Origin of the sequence: Thermosyntropha lipolytica DSM 11003 (genome assembly GCF_900129805.1) — a bacterium.
Lineage (GTDB): Bacteria > Bacillota > Syntrophomonadia > Syntrophomonadales > Syntrophomonadaceae > Thermosyntropha > Thermosyntropha lipolytica.
This window is the reverse complement of the sequence record NZ_FQWY01000011.1, coordinates 13,210-26,883: the sequence shown is the minus strand read 5'-3', so window position 1 is coordinate 26,883 and position 13,674 is coordinate 13,210. Positions and strand designations below refer to the sequence as shown.

Sequence of the window (13,674 nt, the reverse complement as noted above, 5' to 3'; positions counted from 1 at the left end):
TTCTGCTGCTAAACCCCTTTAAACTCCACCTTCTCCTTGTTTATAAAAGCCTTCATGCCTTCCTTCTGGTCTTCGGTGGCAAAACATAAGCCAAAAAGGTCAGCTTCTATGGCCATGCCTGTATCTATATCGGTCTGCAAGCCTTTATTTATGGCTGCTTTGGAGAATTTTACCGCCAAAGGTGCATTCCGGGCAATCGTTTCTGCCAGCTTTTTAGCTTCTTCCATCAGTTTATCCGCCGGGTAAACTGCATTTACCAGGCCTATGCGCAAGGCTTCTTCGGCTCCAATCATCCTGCCGGTCAAGATAAGTTCCATAGCCCGGCCTTCGCCAACCAGTCTGGGCAGCCGCTGGGTTCCGCCAAAGCCGGGTGTAATGCCTAACGTTACTTCCGGCTGTCCGAATTTGGCCTTTTCCGAGGCAATTCTTATATCAGCTGCCATAGCCAGCTCACATCCCCCGCCTAAAGCAAATCCGTTTACTGCTGCAATAACCGGCTTTTCCATGTTTTCAATACGGCGAAATACCTCCTGTCCCAGCTTACCAAAACTTCTTCCCTCTACAGCATTTAATGGCTGCATCTCCTTAATGTCGGCTCCGGCTACAAAAGCTTTTTCTCCCGCTCCGGTTATGATTACTACCCTCACCTCATCATCTTTTTCCATATATTCGGCCGCTTCTTTTATCTCCTGCAAAACTTCACGGTTTAAAGCATTCAAAACTTCCGGCCGATTAACGGTAATAATGCCGATATAGCCTTCCTTTTCCACTTTTAAGTATTTATAACCCACTACCCTCACCCCTTTATATTTTCTATCTCTATCTTATAATAAGATTACAAATTTTAGAATATTTCTGTAACTTTTTTCTCGGTGTATTCATATATTAAACTGTGGGTATGCTAAATAATGAACAGCTTCCGGTTTTCTACCGGAGGCTTTCATATAGATGGGGAAAGCTTTTTGGTAAGCTTTCCCTTATCTTTTTACATATTACTTACATAACGATATAAGAAAGCTCTTCGCCGCAAAAAGAACACCTGCCATCCCTGATGCCAACGGGGAAAACCTGGTATATCCGGCGCCTTATAAGCAAATTTTGGCACTTTAAACATACGGTATCATTTTCTTCCCCCGGCAGGTTGCCTAAATAGACAAAATGGAGGTATTCCCGGGCTGTATCCCGCGCCTGGTGCAGAATCTCTTCCGGAGTGGGAGGCAGGGTAAATTTATAGGCCGGATAATAGCGGGAAAAATGCAGGGGAATAAAAGGGCTTATCCGGGCTAAAAAAGCAGCTAATCCTTTTATCTCTTCTCTAGCATCATTTTCTCTGGGTATAAGAAGACTGGTAACCTCGACATGAGCACAACTAGCAGCCAGCTCTACATTATCAAGAACGGTTTTCAGATCACCCCGGCAGTGGCGGCGGTAAAATTCTTCGTTAAAAGCTTTTATATCAATATTAAGGGCATCGATTAAGGGCAAAAGCTTTTTAAAAGCCTCTTTATTTATATAGCCGTTGGTAACCAGAACGGTTTTTAAACCATGACTTTTTAGCTTTTCCGCTGTATCCATTATATACTCATACCATATCAGAGGCTCGTTATAGGTAAAGGCAACCCCTACTGAATCCCGGCTTTGCTCTTCTAAAGCCAGGGATAAAAGCTCGTCGGGAAAGATTTCATATAAGGCCGGCTCTCCATGAGCTATATGGTAATTTTGGCAAAAACCACAGGAGAAGTTGCAGCCCAAGCTGCCTAAAGACAGAATATTCCTGCCGGGAAAAAAGTGATAAAGAGGCTTTTTCTCTACCGGATCCAGGGCTAATGCAGTAACCTTGCCATAGTTAAGGCTTACCAGCCTGCCAGACATATTTTTTCTTACCCTGCATATTCCGTTTTTTCCCGGGCTTATGACACATCCATGCGGGCATAAAAGACATTTTACCTTCTTTTCTTCCCGCCTGGCATAAAAAACCGCCTCTCTAACCACCGTTTAAAGCCTCCTAACTATACCTGGTTACAGTAAACCGTTCGATGCGGTAATCTTCATCTTCGCCTATTCCTGCCTTTTGCAGGGCAATCTTAAGCTGTTCTTCTACTGTATCTACCCCTTCCAGATCAGGTAAGAGAAGCCCTTTCCTATTTCCTTTGCTTACTATAACCCCGTATTTTTTAGGATCTAGATCTTCCCTGGTGCAGGGTTCCGGCTTTTCCAAAACATCTACCGAATAAACTATTTCCTCCAGTTCATCTTCTTCTACCGGTAAAAACCGAGGGTCCCTGGTAGCTGCACTTATGGCATTATAAGCTATTTCTTCCGCCAGATTATCGTAGCAGGGAAAGATTGTCCCTATGCAGCCCCTCAGCCGTCCGTCTTTCTTCAAGGAAACAAAAGCCCCTTTGCGCTCTTTTTTAAGGCTTGCCAAATCCGGCGGAAGTTCCGGGATAACGCCTTTTTTAACATAGCTTTCTATCACCTGCCGGGCCCATCTTACCGGCATAGACTCATTTTCCCGCCTCTTCTTGATAAGTTCTTCTCTCTCTTTTTTCAGCCGGGAAAGAAGGCTTTCTCTTTTTTCCCCGGGTATTATCCCGGCCGTAAGGTATCCTACCCCAAAAGGTCCGGCATATTCTACATGCTTGACGGTAAAATCTCGCCCATCTAAAGCTCCCAGCATAATAACCAGTGAGCGATAGCCGCACTCTCCAGCTTCTTCCCTTACTTCTTCCGGTATATTGAGGATAGCTTCAACATCTCCTTTTTCCAGATACTCTTTTATCATCCTGTCAAAGCGGGGGCCCTGGGGATGATAGCCATAAGGGCCATCTTCCTTAAGCCGGTGGGACATATCACCAGATGCTATAATTGCAATCCTGCGCTTTATGCTGGCAGCCGCTTTTACTATGGCCTGTCCAAAAGCATAAAGTTTTAAAAGAGGAAGCCCTCCAGTGCTTATCGGGAGGAGCCTTGTCTTTTCTATCCCGGCTTTTTTAAGAAAATAAAGCGGTACTAATATCCCGTGGTCAAGTTGAAGGCTAAGCCTGTACTTTCTCGCCTTTTCCTCATCAACAGGGAAAAAGTCTATCCCTTCCTCAAGCGCCATTCGAGCCAGCTCATAAAGAAGCTCCCTGTCATTTTCCCCTTCTATTTTGACTCCCGGACAGCCAAAAGAACGCAAATCACCATAAAGATGAGGCAAAGCCAAACAGGTTAATACATCGGCAAAAACATTGCCATGGGGAGTTATAAAAACCAGGGTATCAATTCCCGTTTCCCTTATGTCCTTTCCTATGTTTTCCATAGACCCGGCTATGTTGTCTATCCGCCGGCTGTTTTCTCCTCCTATTTCCGGAATTATAATAGGAGGATGAGGCATAAGAGCAGCATAGGCCAGCATAGTCTCTATCTCCTTTCCTTTTGGGCGTAAAAATAAAGGATTACTCTCCGGCAGAAAAATACTTTTCTATACCTTGACATATGGCATAGGCTATTTTCTGCTGATATTCGGCATCACATAAAAGTTTCCCTTCTTCCGGATTAGATATAAAACCAACTTCTACCAGAACCGCCGGCATCTCGGTATTGTTCATGACAAAATAGTCGCCGGCCAAAGCGCTGCGGGAGGTATTTTTAAGATAATCCTTTATCGCTTCCTGTATAGCTTCTGCCGCCTTTTTGCTTTCTATGCTGTCCGGATGATAAAAAGTTTGTGCTCCCCGCCAGCGCGGATCAGGATCGGCATTGGTGTGAATACTTACAAAAAGATGGGCTCCACTCTGGTTGGCCTTCTCCACCCGGTGGCTAAGCCCCAGGCGGTGCCTTTCCTTATAACTCCCTTTAAAATTCTCCTCCACCAAATCCGTATCTCCCTTGCGGGTCATAATCACGGCAGCTCCGTTTTTAGCCAGTTCTACGGCCAGTCTTTCCGCAATTCTCAAAGTTATATCCTTCTCGACTATATCTCCCCGGGTAGCACCTGTATCTACACCACCATGTCCAGGGTCAACGACGATTATCTTGCTGACCAGGTTGTAGGCCGCAATTTCCTTTCCCCTTTCGTCTCCCCAGACAGCAGCCAGCATGCACAGGAGAAAAAAACCGCTAAAGACTATAATAAATTCCGGCCTGGGCCTACTTAAAAATTCCCGGTATTTTTTCACTCATTTTCCTCTCCCCGCGACATATTATTAGCTTATATATGCCCGAAAGAAAGATTTCATTACCGATGCCAGGGAAGAAAAATCCCGCCTTACAGGTTTTGGATAATCTTGATAAAAATATCTGCTATGCGGGGATCAAACTGACTGCCCCGGTTTTTTCTTATTTCCAGAAGGGCCTCTTCCTTGCTCAGCGCTGGCCGATAAACGCGGTCCTGGGTCATGGCATCATAAGCATCTGCTACGGACAAAATGCGGCAAAGCAGCGGTATCTCATCTCCTCTTAACCCCTGGGGATATCCTTTCCCATCATACCGCTCATGGTGATAAAGTATGTATTCGGCAATAAACGCCAGTTCCGGGGTGTTAAGGGCTATGCGATAGCCTATTTCCGGATGTTTTTTCATAATCTCCCATTCTTCTTCGCTAAGAGGACCCGGCTTAAGGAGTATATTCGCTTCTATTCCTACCTTACCTATATCATGCAAAAGAGCCAGGAGAATAAGCTCATCTTTTTCCCGGCTGGAAAGCTGCAATTTTTCCGCCGTGAGCAGGCATAAATTTTTAAGCCTTTCCGTATGCTCCCTGGTTTCCATGCTTTTCACAAAAAGGGTGGCTAAAAGGCTTTCAATTATCCCATGCCGGTAGCTTCTGCCCTCAATCAGCTTCTGCCGGTACATCCTCTCTTCAGCTTCCTTGATTTTGGCCTGCAGTTTTTGCCCTCCATTGCCGCGAAAAGCGCTGCCCAGTGATATGCTGAGCCTGACTTCCCCTATTTTAGACTCCTCGCACCTTTCCCGTATTTTCCTTATAATTTCTTCTCCTTCCCCCGGCATAGAATGGGGAAGTAAAAGTAAAAACTCATCCCCGCCCCAGCGGGCAATAAGAGCTTTTTCCCCGCAAACCTCTTTAAAAATCAGGGCTGCCCCTTTTAAAAGCCCATCCCCGGCCTCATGGCCAAAAACATCATTGGTAAGCTTAAGTCCGTTAACATCTCCCATGATAACCGTTACCGGAAGCTTCTCTTCATCCAGCTGCTTTATCTTCTCCTCCATAAAACGGCGATTATAGAGATCGGTCAAGGTATCATGATAACTTAAATATATTATCCTTTCCCTCTGTTCTTTTTCCCGGCTTACATCCCGTAAAACGATGACTGCTCCCCAGATGCTGCCCTTTTTGTCTTTTATGGGAGCTGCACTGTCGGCCACCGGCAGTTTATCCCCATTTTTGCGGATTAAACAGATGTGATTGCCCATTTCCCAAACCTGGCCGCTTTCTATGACCTTTAATGCCAGATTTTCCTCTTCTTTTCCCGTCTCTTCATCTATCAGGCGAAAAACTGCAGAAAACTCCTTTCCTTCCGCTTCCTCCCGGGAAAAGCCGCTTATCGCCTGTGCCGCCGGGTTAACTGAGGTAATGCGCCCTTCTTTATCGGTGGTTATTACCCCATCTCCGATCGAATAAAGGGTAGTAGAAAGGAGATTCTTTTCCGCTTCTAATTCACACGTTTTGCGGCGCACTTCTCTTTGCAGGAGGTAATTCCACAGAATAATCAGGGAAAACAGCAAAAGAGAGGCTAAAACAACATGAGGTAAATAGCGAAGATAGAGATGGCCTCCAATAATCTCCCCCATCCATTTTTTCTCAATTCTAGCGTATTCCTGCCGGGAAATAAGGGAAAATCCTTTCTCTACCGTCTGTAAAAGCTCAGTATCCCCTTTTTTCACCGCCCGGTGAAATTGTCCGCTATACAAAGGGGGGCTCATCCTGAACTCATCGCTCAGCCCGTATTTATATAAATAATAAAGGGCAGGAGGCTTGTCCATAACAAATACTAATATCTCCCCGTTTTTAACCCCTTTGATTATTTCTTCATAGCTGTCATAGGTTACCAGGTTTTTAACCCCTTTTTCCCGCAAAAAAGCTTCACTCGCATCTCCTCTTTTAACTCCTACTATAAATCCTTTTAGGGAGTCTACATTACTTATGCCGTAAAAATTCTGGTGAAAAAAGATAGGCACTTCGATAGTGGTATAAGGCTGGGAAAAGTCGTAGAGGCGGGCTCTCTCTTCATTGTAGAATATGGTGTCTATAACATCATAGCGTCCCTTAGCCATATCATCCAGGGCTTTTTTCCAGTCCTTAGCTTCCAGGTGGACTTTTATCCCGGTTTTCTCCTCCCAGAGCTTCCAGTAGTCGATTAAAATCCCCTCCAGTTTTCCATCTCCGGTGCGAAAAACATAAGGTGGATAGTTATCATCCATCACTACCGTTATCTTGTCATAACGGGCATCAAATCTTTTCTCCGGCTGGTTAAAAAAGAAATTATACCCCAGAAGTAAACCAGCAATAAAGATTAAGATTAAGCCTGCCCTTACCAGGGCTTTTTTCTTCATAAACTCCTCCCCACTTCCCATCAGCTTGACTGAAAATATGTTTTTTTGTCAATTTTTAGATGATTTTATTATAACTTATTAAGCCTCCTTCCGGGTAGTCAAAAGATAAAAATAAAGGAGACATTCTCGCAAGAGAAATGCCTCCTTTATAGCTTCTGTACCATATTTTAGCGTTTGGAATACTGCGGTGCTTTTCTGGCTTTGTGCAGACCGTATTTCTTTCTCTCCACCATACGCGGATCGCGGGTTAAGAAGCCTGCTTTCTTGAGCTGAGGCCGCAAATCAGGGTTGGCCTTCACTAATGCTCGGGCAATACCCAGGCGTACTGCTCCTGCCTGTCCGCTTACCCCGCCGCCATGCACCCGGCAAATCACATCAAATCTGCCTTCCATGCCGGTTAATACCAAAGGCTGTTTAACAATCAAGCGGCTTACTTTGTTGGGAAAGAAATCTTCAAATTCCCGGTTATTTATGATTATCCTGCCTTCACCAGGTATCAGCCTTACTCTGGCTACCGCTGTTTTTCTCCGCCCGGTTCCCCAGTACTGTACCTTTGCCATCTTCATCCTCCTTACCCTCTAAGCTCGCGAATTTCCGGTTTTTGAGCCTGATGTGGATGTTCGCTTCCCCGGTATACTTTAAGTTTTTTAAACATCTTGCGGCCTAAACGGTTGTGGGGAAGCATACCTTTCACCGCCAGTTCAATAGCCTTCTCCGGTTTCTTTTGCAAAAGGTCCCGATAGCTCATCTCTTTCAAGCCACCCGGATAACCGGAATGGTGGCGGTACATTTTCTTGTTCAGTTTATCTCCTGTCAATACTATCTTTTCGGCATTTATTACGATAACATAGTCACCAGTATCTACATGGGGAGTATATATAGGTTTGTGTTTTCCTCGCAAAATCGCAGCTACTTCGGAAGCCAGCCTTCCTAAAGGCTGCCCACTGGCATCTATTACATACCATTTGCGTTCAATTTCCGCCGGTTTTGCCATGTAGGTTTTCACAGTTTTCCCTCCTGTTTCTGTCTTAAATTTAACAGTATCTTCTATCTCAACTATGCCTGCTAACGGGGCCAAGCAGGCATATAGATAAGCCTACCTAATTATATTAGCTAAATTCCACTGTTCTTGTCAAGAAAAGGACCAATTTAAATTTCAGTATTTTACTTCTATCAAATATAGTCCCTGGGGAGGAGCAGTAGCCCCAGCCCGCTTGCGATCTCGTGCCTTAAGGATATCCTTCATGGCTTGTGCAGGATAATCCCCTTTGCCAATTTCGGCTAAAGTGCCGGTTATTATCCTTACCATGTTGTATAAGAATCCATCTGCTTCTATCTTGAGCAGTAAAAAAGGGAATCTGTCTGTTATTTCCAGCCTTTTGACCGTGCGGGTGAAATTTTTTACCGGGGAGCCGCTGCTGCAAAAAGAACGAAAATCATGGGTACCGATTATATAGCCAGCAGCCCTCTTCATCTCTTCTATATCCAAAGGATCGGTGTTTACCCAGGCATAACGGCGATAAAAAACTGCTCCTTTTTCCTGCCGGTAAATGATATAATGGTAAATCTTGCTTTGCGCATGGAAACGGGGATGGAAATCCCTGTCCACATAAGTGCTTTCCCTCACCCTTATGTCAAACGGCAATACGCTGTTTAAGGCATATTTCCACCTTTCGGGCGGTATGCGGGAAGCCGTGTCAAAAGCTACCACCTGGCCTAAGGCATGTACTCCGGCATCAGTCCTTCCCGCCGCTATCAGGGATACTTTTTCCCCGGTAAGCCTTATAATAGCCTTTTCTAGTTCTGCCTGTATAGTATGCGCGTTTTTCTGCACCTGAAAGCCGTGATAATTGCTCCCATCATATTCTATTATCAGCTTTACCCTTTTTGTTTCTTCCCTATTCATAGGCATATGCTTATACAAGCTATTCCTCCTGCTACTGCTATCCAAAAAAGATCTTTACCGGTTATCTTTAAGTCATAAAGGCAGGTTCTTCCTTCTAATCCCCGATAACACCTGGCTTCCATGGCTAAAGCCAAATCATCTGCCCGCTGAAAAGAGATCCTGAAGAGGGGAACTAATATAGCCATAAGATTTTTTAACCTTTTTATTAAACTGGAATGATAAAAATCTATCCCCCGGCTCATCTGGGCCCTTTTTATGCGCTCCCATTCCTCCATATAAAGGGGAATAAAGCGCAAAGCTATAGTCATTATCATCATAAGCTCCGGTAGGGGAAGTTTTAATCTCTTAAGAGGCATCAGCATCTTTTCCCCTCCTGCCATTAAAGCTAGAGGGGAAGTAGTAGCCATCATTACCTGTAACACCATAATAACACCGGTTAAACGCCAAAAGAGGCTAAAGGCATTTACTGCCTTTCCTCCCAGGAGAAGCTGCAAAAAAACGGTAAGCAAAACTAAATATAGCAAAGGCTTAGCCGACCGCAAATAATAAGCTATACCTACCCTGCTTAAAATGACTTCCAGCATAATCACCAGGAGCACAGCGATAAGAGGAAAAGGAAAATCAGCTACCAGTACTGATATTACCAGCAGCATGGTAGACACCAGTTTGCTGCGGGGGTCTAGGCTGTGCAAAAAAGAATTTCCCGGCACATACTGCCCTATACCTGCTCCTATCTGCACCTTATTCTCCTTCCTGCAAAGAGGGAAATAATTTTTTAACTGCGCAAGCTGCTTCTTCCCGGGTTTTAATATAAATATTTATATCTAAACCTTTTTTCTGCAGCTTATGCACAACCTGATGATGAAAAGGCGGATAAATACCAAGCCTTTCCATCTCTTCGGCGTAAAGGGCTAGTTCCTCCAGCTGTAAATCGAGAGCTACCCTGCCCTCCTCCAGTATTATTATGCGGTTGCAGACATTAGCCAGATGCTCCAGGTTGTGAGCCACTATAATTACGGTAGTACCCCTTTTATTGGCCTCTCTTATTATCGCATATATTTTTTCTCTTCCCTCATAGTCTAAAGCTGCTGTCGGCTCATCCAGTAAAAGATATTGAGGCTTTAGGGCTAATACCGTAGCTAAACCTACACGCCTTTTTTCCCCACTGCTTAAAGTATAAAGACTTCGTTCTTTGAAGGAGGCATAATCTAAGCCTACTTTGTCCATGGCATCTTTTACCCGTCTTTCTACTTCCCCGCGGGTAAAACCTGCATTATGCAGAGCAAAACTTATTTCCTCATATACCGTGGGAGCAAAAAACTGCTCTTCGGGAAACTGAAAAACTAATCCTACTTTCTGCCTTAAAAAAGCCATCTTATGAGCAGGTAAAGAGGTTACATCTATACCATCTACAATTACTCTGCCTTTTTGCGGTTTTAAAAGGCCGTTTAAAACCGCAAGCAGGGTAGATTTTCCCGCACCTGCTCGCCCCATAATGCCCACACAATCACCTTTTTTTATGGCAAGTGATACATCACAAAGAGCAGTTTTTTGCCAGGGGGTTCCGCTCTGGTATACATAAGTTACCTTTTCCAATAGTATCGACATAGGTTATCCACCATTTCTTCGGCTGTAAAATCACTAGGAAGGGGAAGAGATTCTTTAAGGCCTAAGAGCTCTGTCATGCAGGCATAACTTAAAGGTTCTATCCCTGCCTTCTGCCACAGCTCTGTCTTAAGGAGGAGCAGCTTTATATTCCGGTACTCGTTCAAGCTTCCTTCTTGCAGTACCATTATTCGCTCAGCATGTATGATCTCTTCCAAATTATGCGTTATCCATATAAGGGCAACCCCTGATTCCCGGTTTATTTTCTGCAATATACGGACTACTTCTTTTTGCCCTGCCGGTTCCAGCATAGAAGTAGGTTCATCCAGAACCAGGTAATCAGGTTTTAAAGCCAGAATACCGGCCAAAGCCACCCTTTGTTTTTGTCCTCCGGATAAAAGATAAGGAGGATGTTTTTTAAACTCCTCCATCTCTACCAGTTTTAGTGCTTCATCTACCCTCTGCCTTATTTCCCGGGAATCAAGGCCCAAGTTGGCTGGCCCAAAAGCTACATCATCTTCTACGACACTCGCTACTATTTGATGGTCGGGATGGGGTAGGAGCAAGCCTACCTTGCGCCTTATATCATAAAGCCGGGAAGCTGATCTGGTATCCCATCCATCCACCAGAACTTTTCCGCAAGTAGGGAGTAAAAGCCCGTTGAACATACGGGCTAAAGTTGATTTACCAGAGCCATTTTTGCCTACAATTCCTACAAAATCGCCTTTTTCTATATTAAAACTTACCTTGTTAAATACCCATTCGGCATTTTCCGCATACCTGTAGCCGACATCGATAAATTCAATCATGGCTCTCTTATTCTACTAATTCTAATACCGCCATGGGAGCTCCGTCTCCTCTGCGGAATCCGGTTCTTATTACCCGGGTATAGCCCCCCTGTCTGTCCGCATAGCGTTCAGCCAGCTCCGTAAATAATTTGTAAACAACATCTTCACGCATGATATAGGCATAAGCCTGCCTTCTAGCATGTAAGTCTCCCCGTTTACCCAGGGTAATCATTTTATCAGCTATGCGCTGAATCTCCTTGGCCCTGGTTTCGGTAGTAGTTATGCGGCCATGTTCCAAAAGAGAAGTAACAGCATTGCGCAGCATGGCTTTTCTGTGATCACTTCTTAATCCTAATTTACGATAGCTCAACCTTATATACCCTCCTTTCTCAGTCCTCTGGCTGTTTAAAGCCCAGACCCAGCTCTTTGAGCTTCCTTTCGATCTCTTCCAGGGATTTTTGCCCCAGATTCCTTATCTTGCTCATTTCTTCACGGGTCTTATTGATTAAGTCGCCTACGGTATTGATATTGGCTCTCTTAAGTCCATTGGAGGCACGTACGGAAAGTTCCAGTTCTTCAATGGACATTTCGAGGATCTTATCTTTCTTTTCTTCCTCTTTTTCCACCAAAATCTCTACCTCAGCATAGGTATCATCCATTTCGGTAAAAAGCTTAAGATACTCTATCAAAATTTGTGCCGATAAGCTTATAGCCTCTTCAGGAGTAATACTGCCGTTAGTCCACACCTCCAGGGTAAGACGGTCATAATCAGTACGCTTCCCTACCCTGGCATTGTCCACCGTATAATTTACCTTCTTTATAGGTGTATAGATGGAATCAATAGGAATTACCCCTACTATTTCTTCTTTCTTTATCGGCTGTTGATCTGCGCTTACATAGCCCCGTCCTCTCTCTACTGTCATCTCGATGTTCAATTTAGCTCCTTCATCAAGGGTAGCTATATGCAGATCCGGGTTCAATATGGTAACTTCCGCATCAGGTTCGATATCGCCGGCTGTAACCTTCTTAGGACCTGTCTGCTCCAGCCTTATTATTTTACGCTCATTTCCAGTATAGCTTACTACCAGCTGCTTTATATTAAGGATTATTTCCGTAGTATCTTCTACTACATGAGGAATAGTAGAAAACTCATGCAAAACCCCATCAATCTTTATGGAAGTTACAGCCGCACCCGGAAGTGATGAAAGCAAAACCCTTCGCAAAGAATTGCCCAGGGTAGTTCCATAGCCTCTTTCTAGAGGCTCAATGACAAATTTCCCGTAGTTTGCTTCCTCATTCCTCTCTACACATTCGATACGGGGCTTTTCCATCTCCAGCATTTATTTAATCCCCTCCTTCAGAGGTCTTTATCTTGAATACAGCTCAACAATAAGCTGTTCCTTAACTGGAGTATCAATCTGGTCTCTAGTCGGATAAGCTAAAACCGTGCCACTCATGTTTTCTACATCGACGCTGAGCCATTCCGGAACCGTCTTATAAGCAGCCTGTTCCTTGAGTTCCTGGAACTTGGGAGAACTTTTGCTTTTTTCTCTTACCTGGATGACATCTCCCACTTTAACCAGCATAGAGGGAATGCTGGCTTTCTTCCCATTAACCGTAAAATGTCCGTGGTTTACCAGCTGACGCGCTTCCTTGCGGGAAGAAGCAAAACCTAAACGGTATACAACATTATCTAATCTTCTTTCTAACAATATCAGAAGATTTTCCCCGGTTATACCTTTCTGACGCTCGGCTTTTTCAAAGTAATTGCGGAATTGTCTTTCCTGAACCCCATAAATTCTCTTGGTTTTCTGTTTTTCCCTGAGCTGGATACCATATTCACTAAGCTTTTGTCTGCGGCCTTGCCCGTGTACTCCCGGAGCATAAGGACGCCTTTCTAGAGCACACTTATCAGAATAGCATCTATCTCCTTTCAGATACAGCTTTTCTCCTTCCCGACGGCACTGGCGGCAAACTGCTTCCGTATATCTTCCCACTTAAACCACTACCTCCTTAAACCCTTCTTCTTTTCGGCGGTCTGCATCCATTATGTGGAATAGGTGTAACATCCTTAATCAGGCTTATTTCCAGTCCGGCAGCCTGCAGAGACCTTATAGCTGCTTCTCTACCTGCCCCCGGTCCCTTTACATAGCACTCAACTTCTTTCATACCATGCTCCATAGCTGCTTTAGCTGCTGCCTCTGCTGCTTGCTGGGCAGCAAAGGGAGTACTTTTTCTGGAACCTTTGAAGCCAACTGTTCCCGCACTAGCCCAGGCAATAGCATTGCCGTTTTTATCGGTTATGGTAACAATAGTGTTGTTAAAGGTCGATTTTATATGGGCAATACCGTGTTCGATATTCTTCTTTTCACGCCTTTTAATCCTGGTACTTGTCTTTTTGGCCACTAAATATCCCCCTTTTCTCCTACTAGCTATTTCTTCTTACCGGCTACCGTACGCCGCGGTCCTTTACGGGTACGAGCATTAGTCTTGGTTCTCTGTCCTCTTACCGGTAGGCCACGACGGTGACGCAGGCCTCTATAGCATCCTAAATCCATCAATCTTTTTATATTCATGCTCACTTCCCGGCGCAGGTCACCTTCTACCGTATACTCGCGATCAATAATTTCTCTCAGTTTGGAAACTTCTTCCTCAGTTAAATCTTTGACCCTGGTATCAGGATTTATACCTGCCTTGGCCAGTATTTTCTGGGAAGATGGCCTTCCTATACCATATATATAGGTTAAAGCAATTTCTATCCTTTTATCACGCGGTAAGTCTACACCCGCAATTCTTGCCAAAACTATTCACCTCCA

16 protein-coding genes are annotated in these 13,674 nt (G+C 44.5%); all 16 read right to left on the bottom strand.

Annotated elements, in window-relative coordinates:
* Positions 1-8: 8 nt before the first annotated feature.
* The 16 genes from BUB92_RS04495 to rpsM all read right to left on the bottom strand — a co-directional run bounded on the left by BUB92_RS04495 (position 9) and on the right by rpsM (position 13,659).
* A complete protein-coding gene (locus tag BUB92_RS04495) occupies positions 9-791 on the bottom strand; it encodes a short-chain-enoyl-CoA hydratase (RefSeq protein ID WP_073090685.1) in 783 nt (260 codons plus the stop codon).
* Between the two features lie 205 nt (positions 792-996).
* Complete coding sequence (gene amrS / locus BUB92_RS04490) at positions 997-1,992, bottom strand: AmmeMemoRadiSam system radical SAM enzyme (protein WP_073090682.1); 996 nt, start codon at positions 1,990-1,992, stop codon at positions 997-999.
* 13 nt (positions 1,993-2,005) lie between these two features.
* A complete protein-coding gene (gene amrA / locus BUB92_RS04485) occupies positions 2,006-3,400 on the bottom strand; it encodes an AmmeMemoRadiSam system protein A (RefSeq protein ID WP_073090679.1) in 1,395 nt (464 codons plus the stop codon).
* 40 nt (positions 3,401-3,440) lie between these two features.
* Positions 3,441-4,163, bottom strand: coding sequence for an N-acetylmuramoyl-L-alanine amidase (locus BUB92_RS04480; RefSeq protein ID WP_073090674.1), 723 nt, complete (start codon positions 4,161-4,163; stop codon positions 3,441-3,443).
* Positions 4,164-4,252: 89 nt separating this feature from the next.
* Positions 4,253-6,559: an HD domain-containing phosphohydrolase gene (locus tag BUB92_RS04475; RefSeq protein ID WP_073090671.1), complete on the bottom strand. Its 2,307-nt coding sequence runs from the start codon at positions 6,557-6,559 to the stop codon at positions 4,253-4,255.
* Positions 6,560-6,726: 167 nt separating this feature from the next.
* Positions 6,727-7,119, bottom strand: coding sequence for a 30S ribosomal protein S9 (gene rpsI / locus BUB92_RS04470; RefSeq protein WP_073090668.1), 393 nt, complete (start codon positions 7,117-7,119; stop codon positions 6,727-6,729).
* 11 nt (positions 7,120-7,130) lie between these two features.
* Positions 7,131-7,553, bottom strand: a complete 423-nt coding sequence (gene rplM / locus BUB92_RS04465; RefSeq protein WP_200774201.1) for a 50S ribosomal protein L13 — start codon at positions 7,551-7,553, stop codon at positions 7,131-7,133.
* Positions 7,554-7,715: 162 nt separating this feature from the next.
* Positions 7,716-8,483, bottom strand: a complete 768-nt coding sequence (gene truA, locus BUB92_RS04460; protein ID WP_242939002.1) for a tRNA pseudouridine(38-40) synthase TruA — start codon at positions 8,481-8,483, stop codon at positions 7,716-7,718.
* Entirely contained in the window at positions 8,462-9,205 is a 744-nt protein-coding gene (locus BUB92_RS04455; RefSeq protein WP_073090662.1) for an energy-coupling factor transporter transmembrane component T family protein, read from the bottom strand. Before BUB92_RS04455 ends, truA begins: the two co-directional genes overlap by 22 nt.
* Before the next feature lies 1 nt (position 9,206).
* On the bottom strand, positions 9,207-10,073 hold the full coding sequence (locus BUB92_RS04450) for an ATP-binding cassette domain-containing protein (RefSeq protein ID WP_073090659.1): 867 nt from the start codon (positions 10,071-10,073) through the stop codon (positions 9,207-9,209).
* Positions 10,049-10,879 (bottom strand): ATP-binding cassette domain-containing protein, encoded by an 831-nt coding sequence (locus BUB92_RS04445; RefSeq protein WP_073090655.1) that lies wholly within the window; start codon positions 10,877-10,879, stop codon positions 10,049-10,051. The genes BUB92_RS04450 and BUB92_RS04445 overlap by 25 nt, the downstream gene beginning before the upstream one ends.
* Positions 10,880-10,886: 7 nt before the next feature.
* Positions 10,887-11,228, bottom strand: a complete 342-nt coding sequence (gene rplQ / locus BUB92_RS04440) for a 50S ribosomal protein L17 (protein WP_073090652.1) — start codon at positions 11,226-11,228, stop codon at positions 10,887-10,889.
* Between the two features lie 19 nt (positions 11,229-11,247).
* The gene (locus BUB92_RS04435; protein ID WP_073090649.1) at positions 11,248-12,198 is read right to left on the bottom strand and encodes a DNA-directed RNA polymerase subunit alpha; all 951 of its coding nucleotides are present in this window, start codon (positions 12,196-12,198) and stop codon (positions 11,248-11,250) included.
* 27 nt (positions 12,199-12,225) lie between these two features.
* Positions 12,226-12,855, bottom strand: a complete 630-nt coding sequence (gene rpsD, locus BUB92_RS04430; protein WP_073090646.1) for a 30S ribosomal protein S4 — start codon at positions 12,853-12,855, stop codon at positions 12,226-12,228.
* Positions 12,856-12,871: 16 nt separating this feature from the next.
* Positions 12,872-13,264, bottom strand: coding sequence for a 30S ribosomal protein S11 (gene rpsK / locus BUB92_RS04425; RefSeq protein WP_073090643.1), 393 nt, complete (start codon positions 13,262-13,264; stop codon positions 12,872-12,874).
* 26 nt (positions 13,265-13,290) lie between these two features.
* A complete protein-coding gene (gene rpsM, locus BUB92_RS04420) occupies positions 13,291-13,659 on the bottom strand; it encodes a 30S ribosomal protein S13 (RefSeq protein ID WP_073090640.1) in 369 nt (122 codons plus the stop codon).
* Positions 13,660-13,674: the final 15 nt, after the last annotated feature.

Bases quoted from the DNA above. Each gene is read 5' to 3' on its own strand.
- BUB92_RS04435 (WP_073090649.1), bottom strand. From the start codon at position 12,198: ATGCTGGAGATGGAAAAGCCCCGTATCGAATGTGTAGAGAGGAATGAG.
- BUB92_RS04475 (WP_073090671.1), bottom strand. From the start codon at position 6,559: ATGAAGAAAAAAGCCCTGGTAAGGGCAGGCTTAATCTTAATCTTTATT.
- rplM (WP_200774201.1), bottom strand. From the start codon at position 7,553: ATGGCAAAACCGGCGGAAATTGAACGCAAATGGTATGTAATAGATGCC.
- amrA (WP_073090679.1), bottom strand. From the start codon at position 3,400: ATGCTGGCCTATGCTGCTCTTATGCCTCATCCTCCTATTATAATTCCG.
- rpsI (WP_073090668.1), bottom strand. From the start codon at position 7,119: ATGGCAAAGGTACAGTACTGGGGAACCGGGCGGAGAAAAACAGCGGTA.
- BUB92_RS04445 (WP_073090655.1), bottom strand. From the start codon at position 10,879: ATGATTGAATTTATCGATGTCGGCTACAGGTATGCGGAAAATGCCGAA.
- BUB92_RS04450 (WP_073090659.1), bottom strand. From the start codon at position 10,073: ATGTCGATACTATTGGAAAAGGTAACTTATGTATACCAGAGCGGAACC.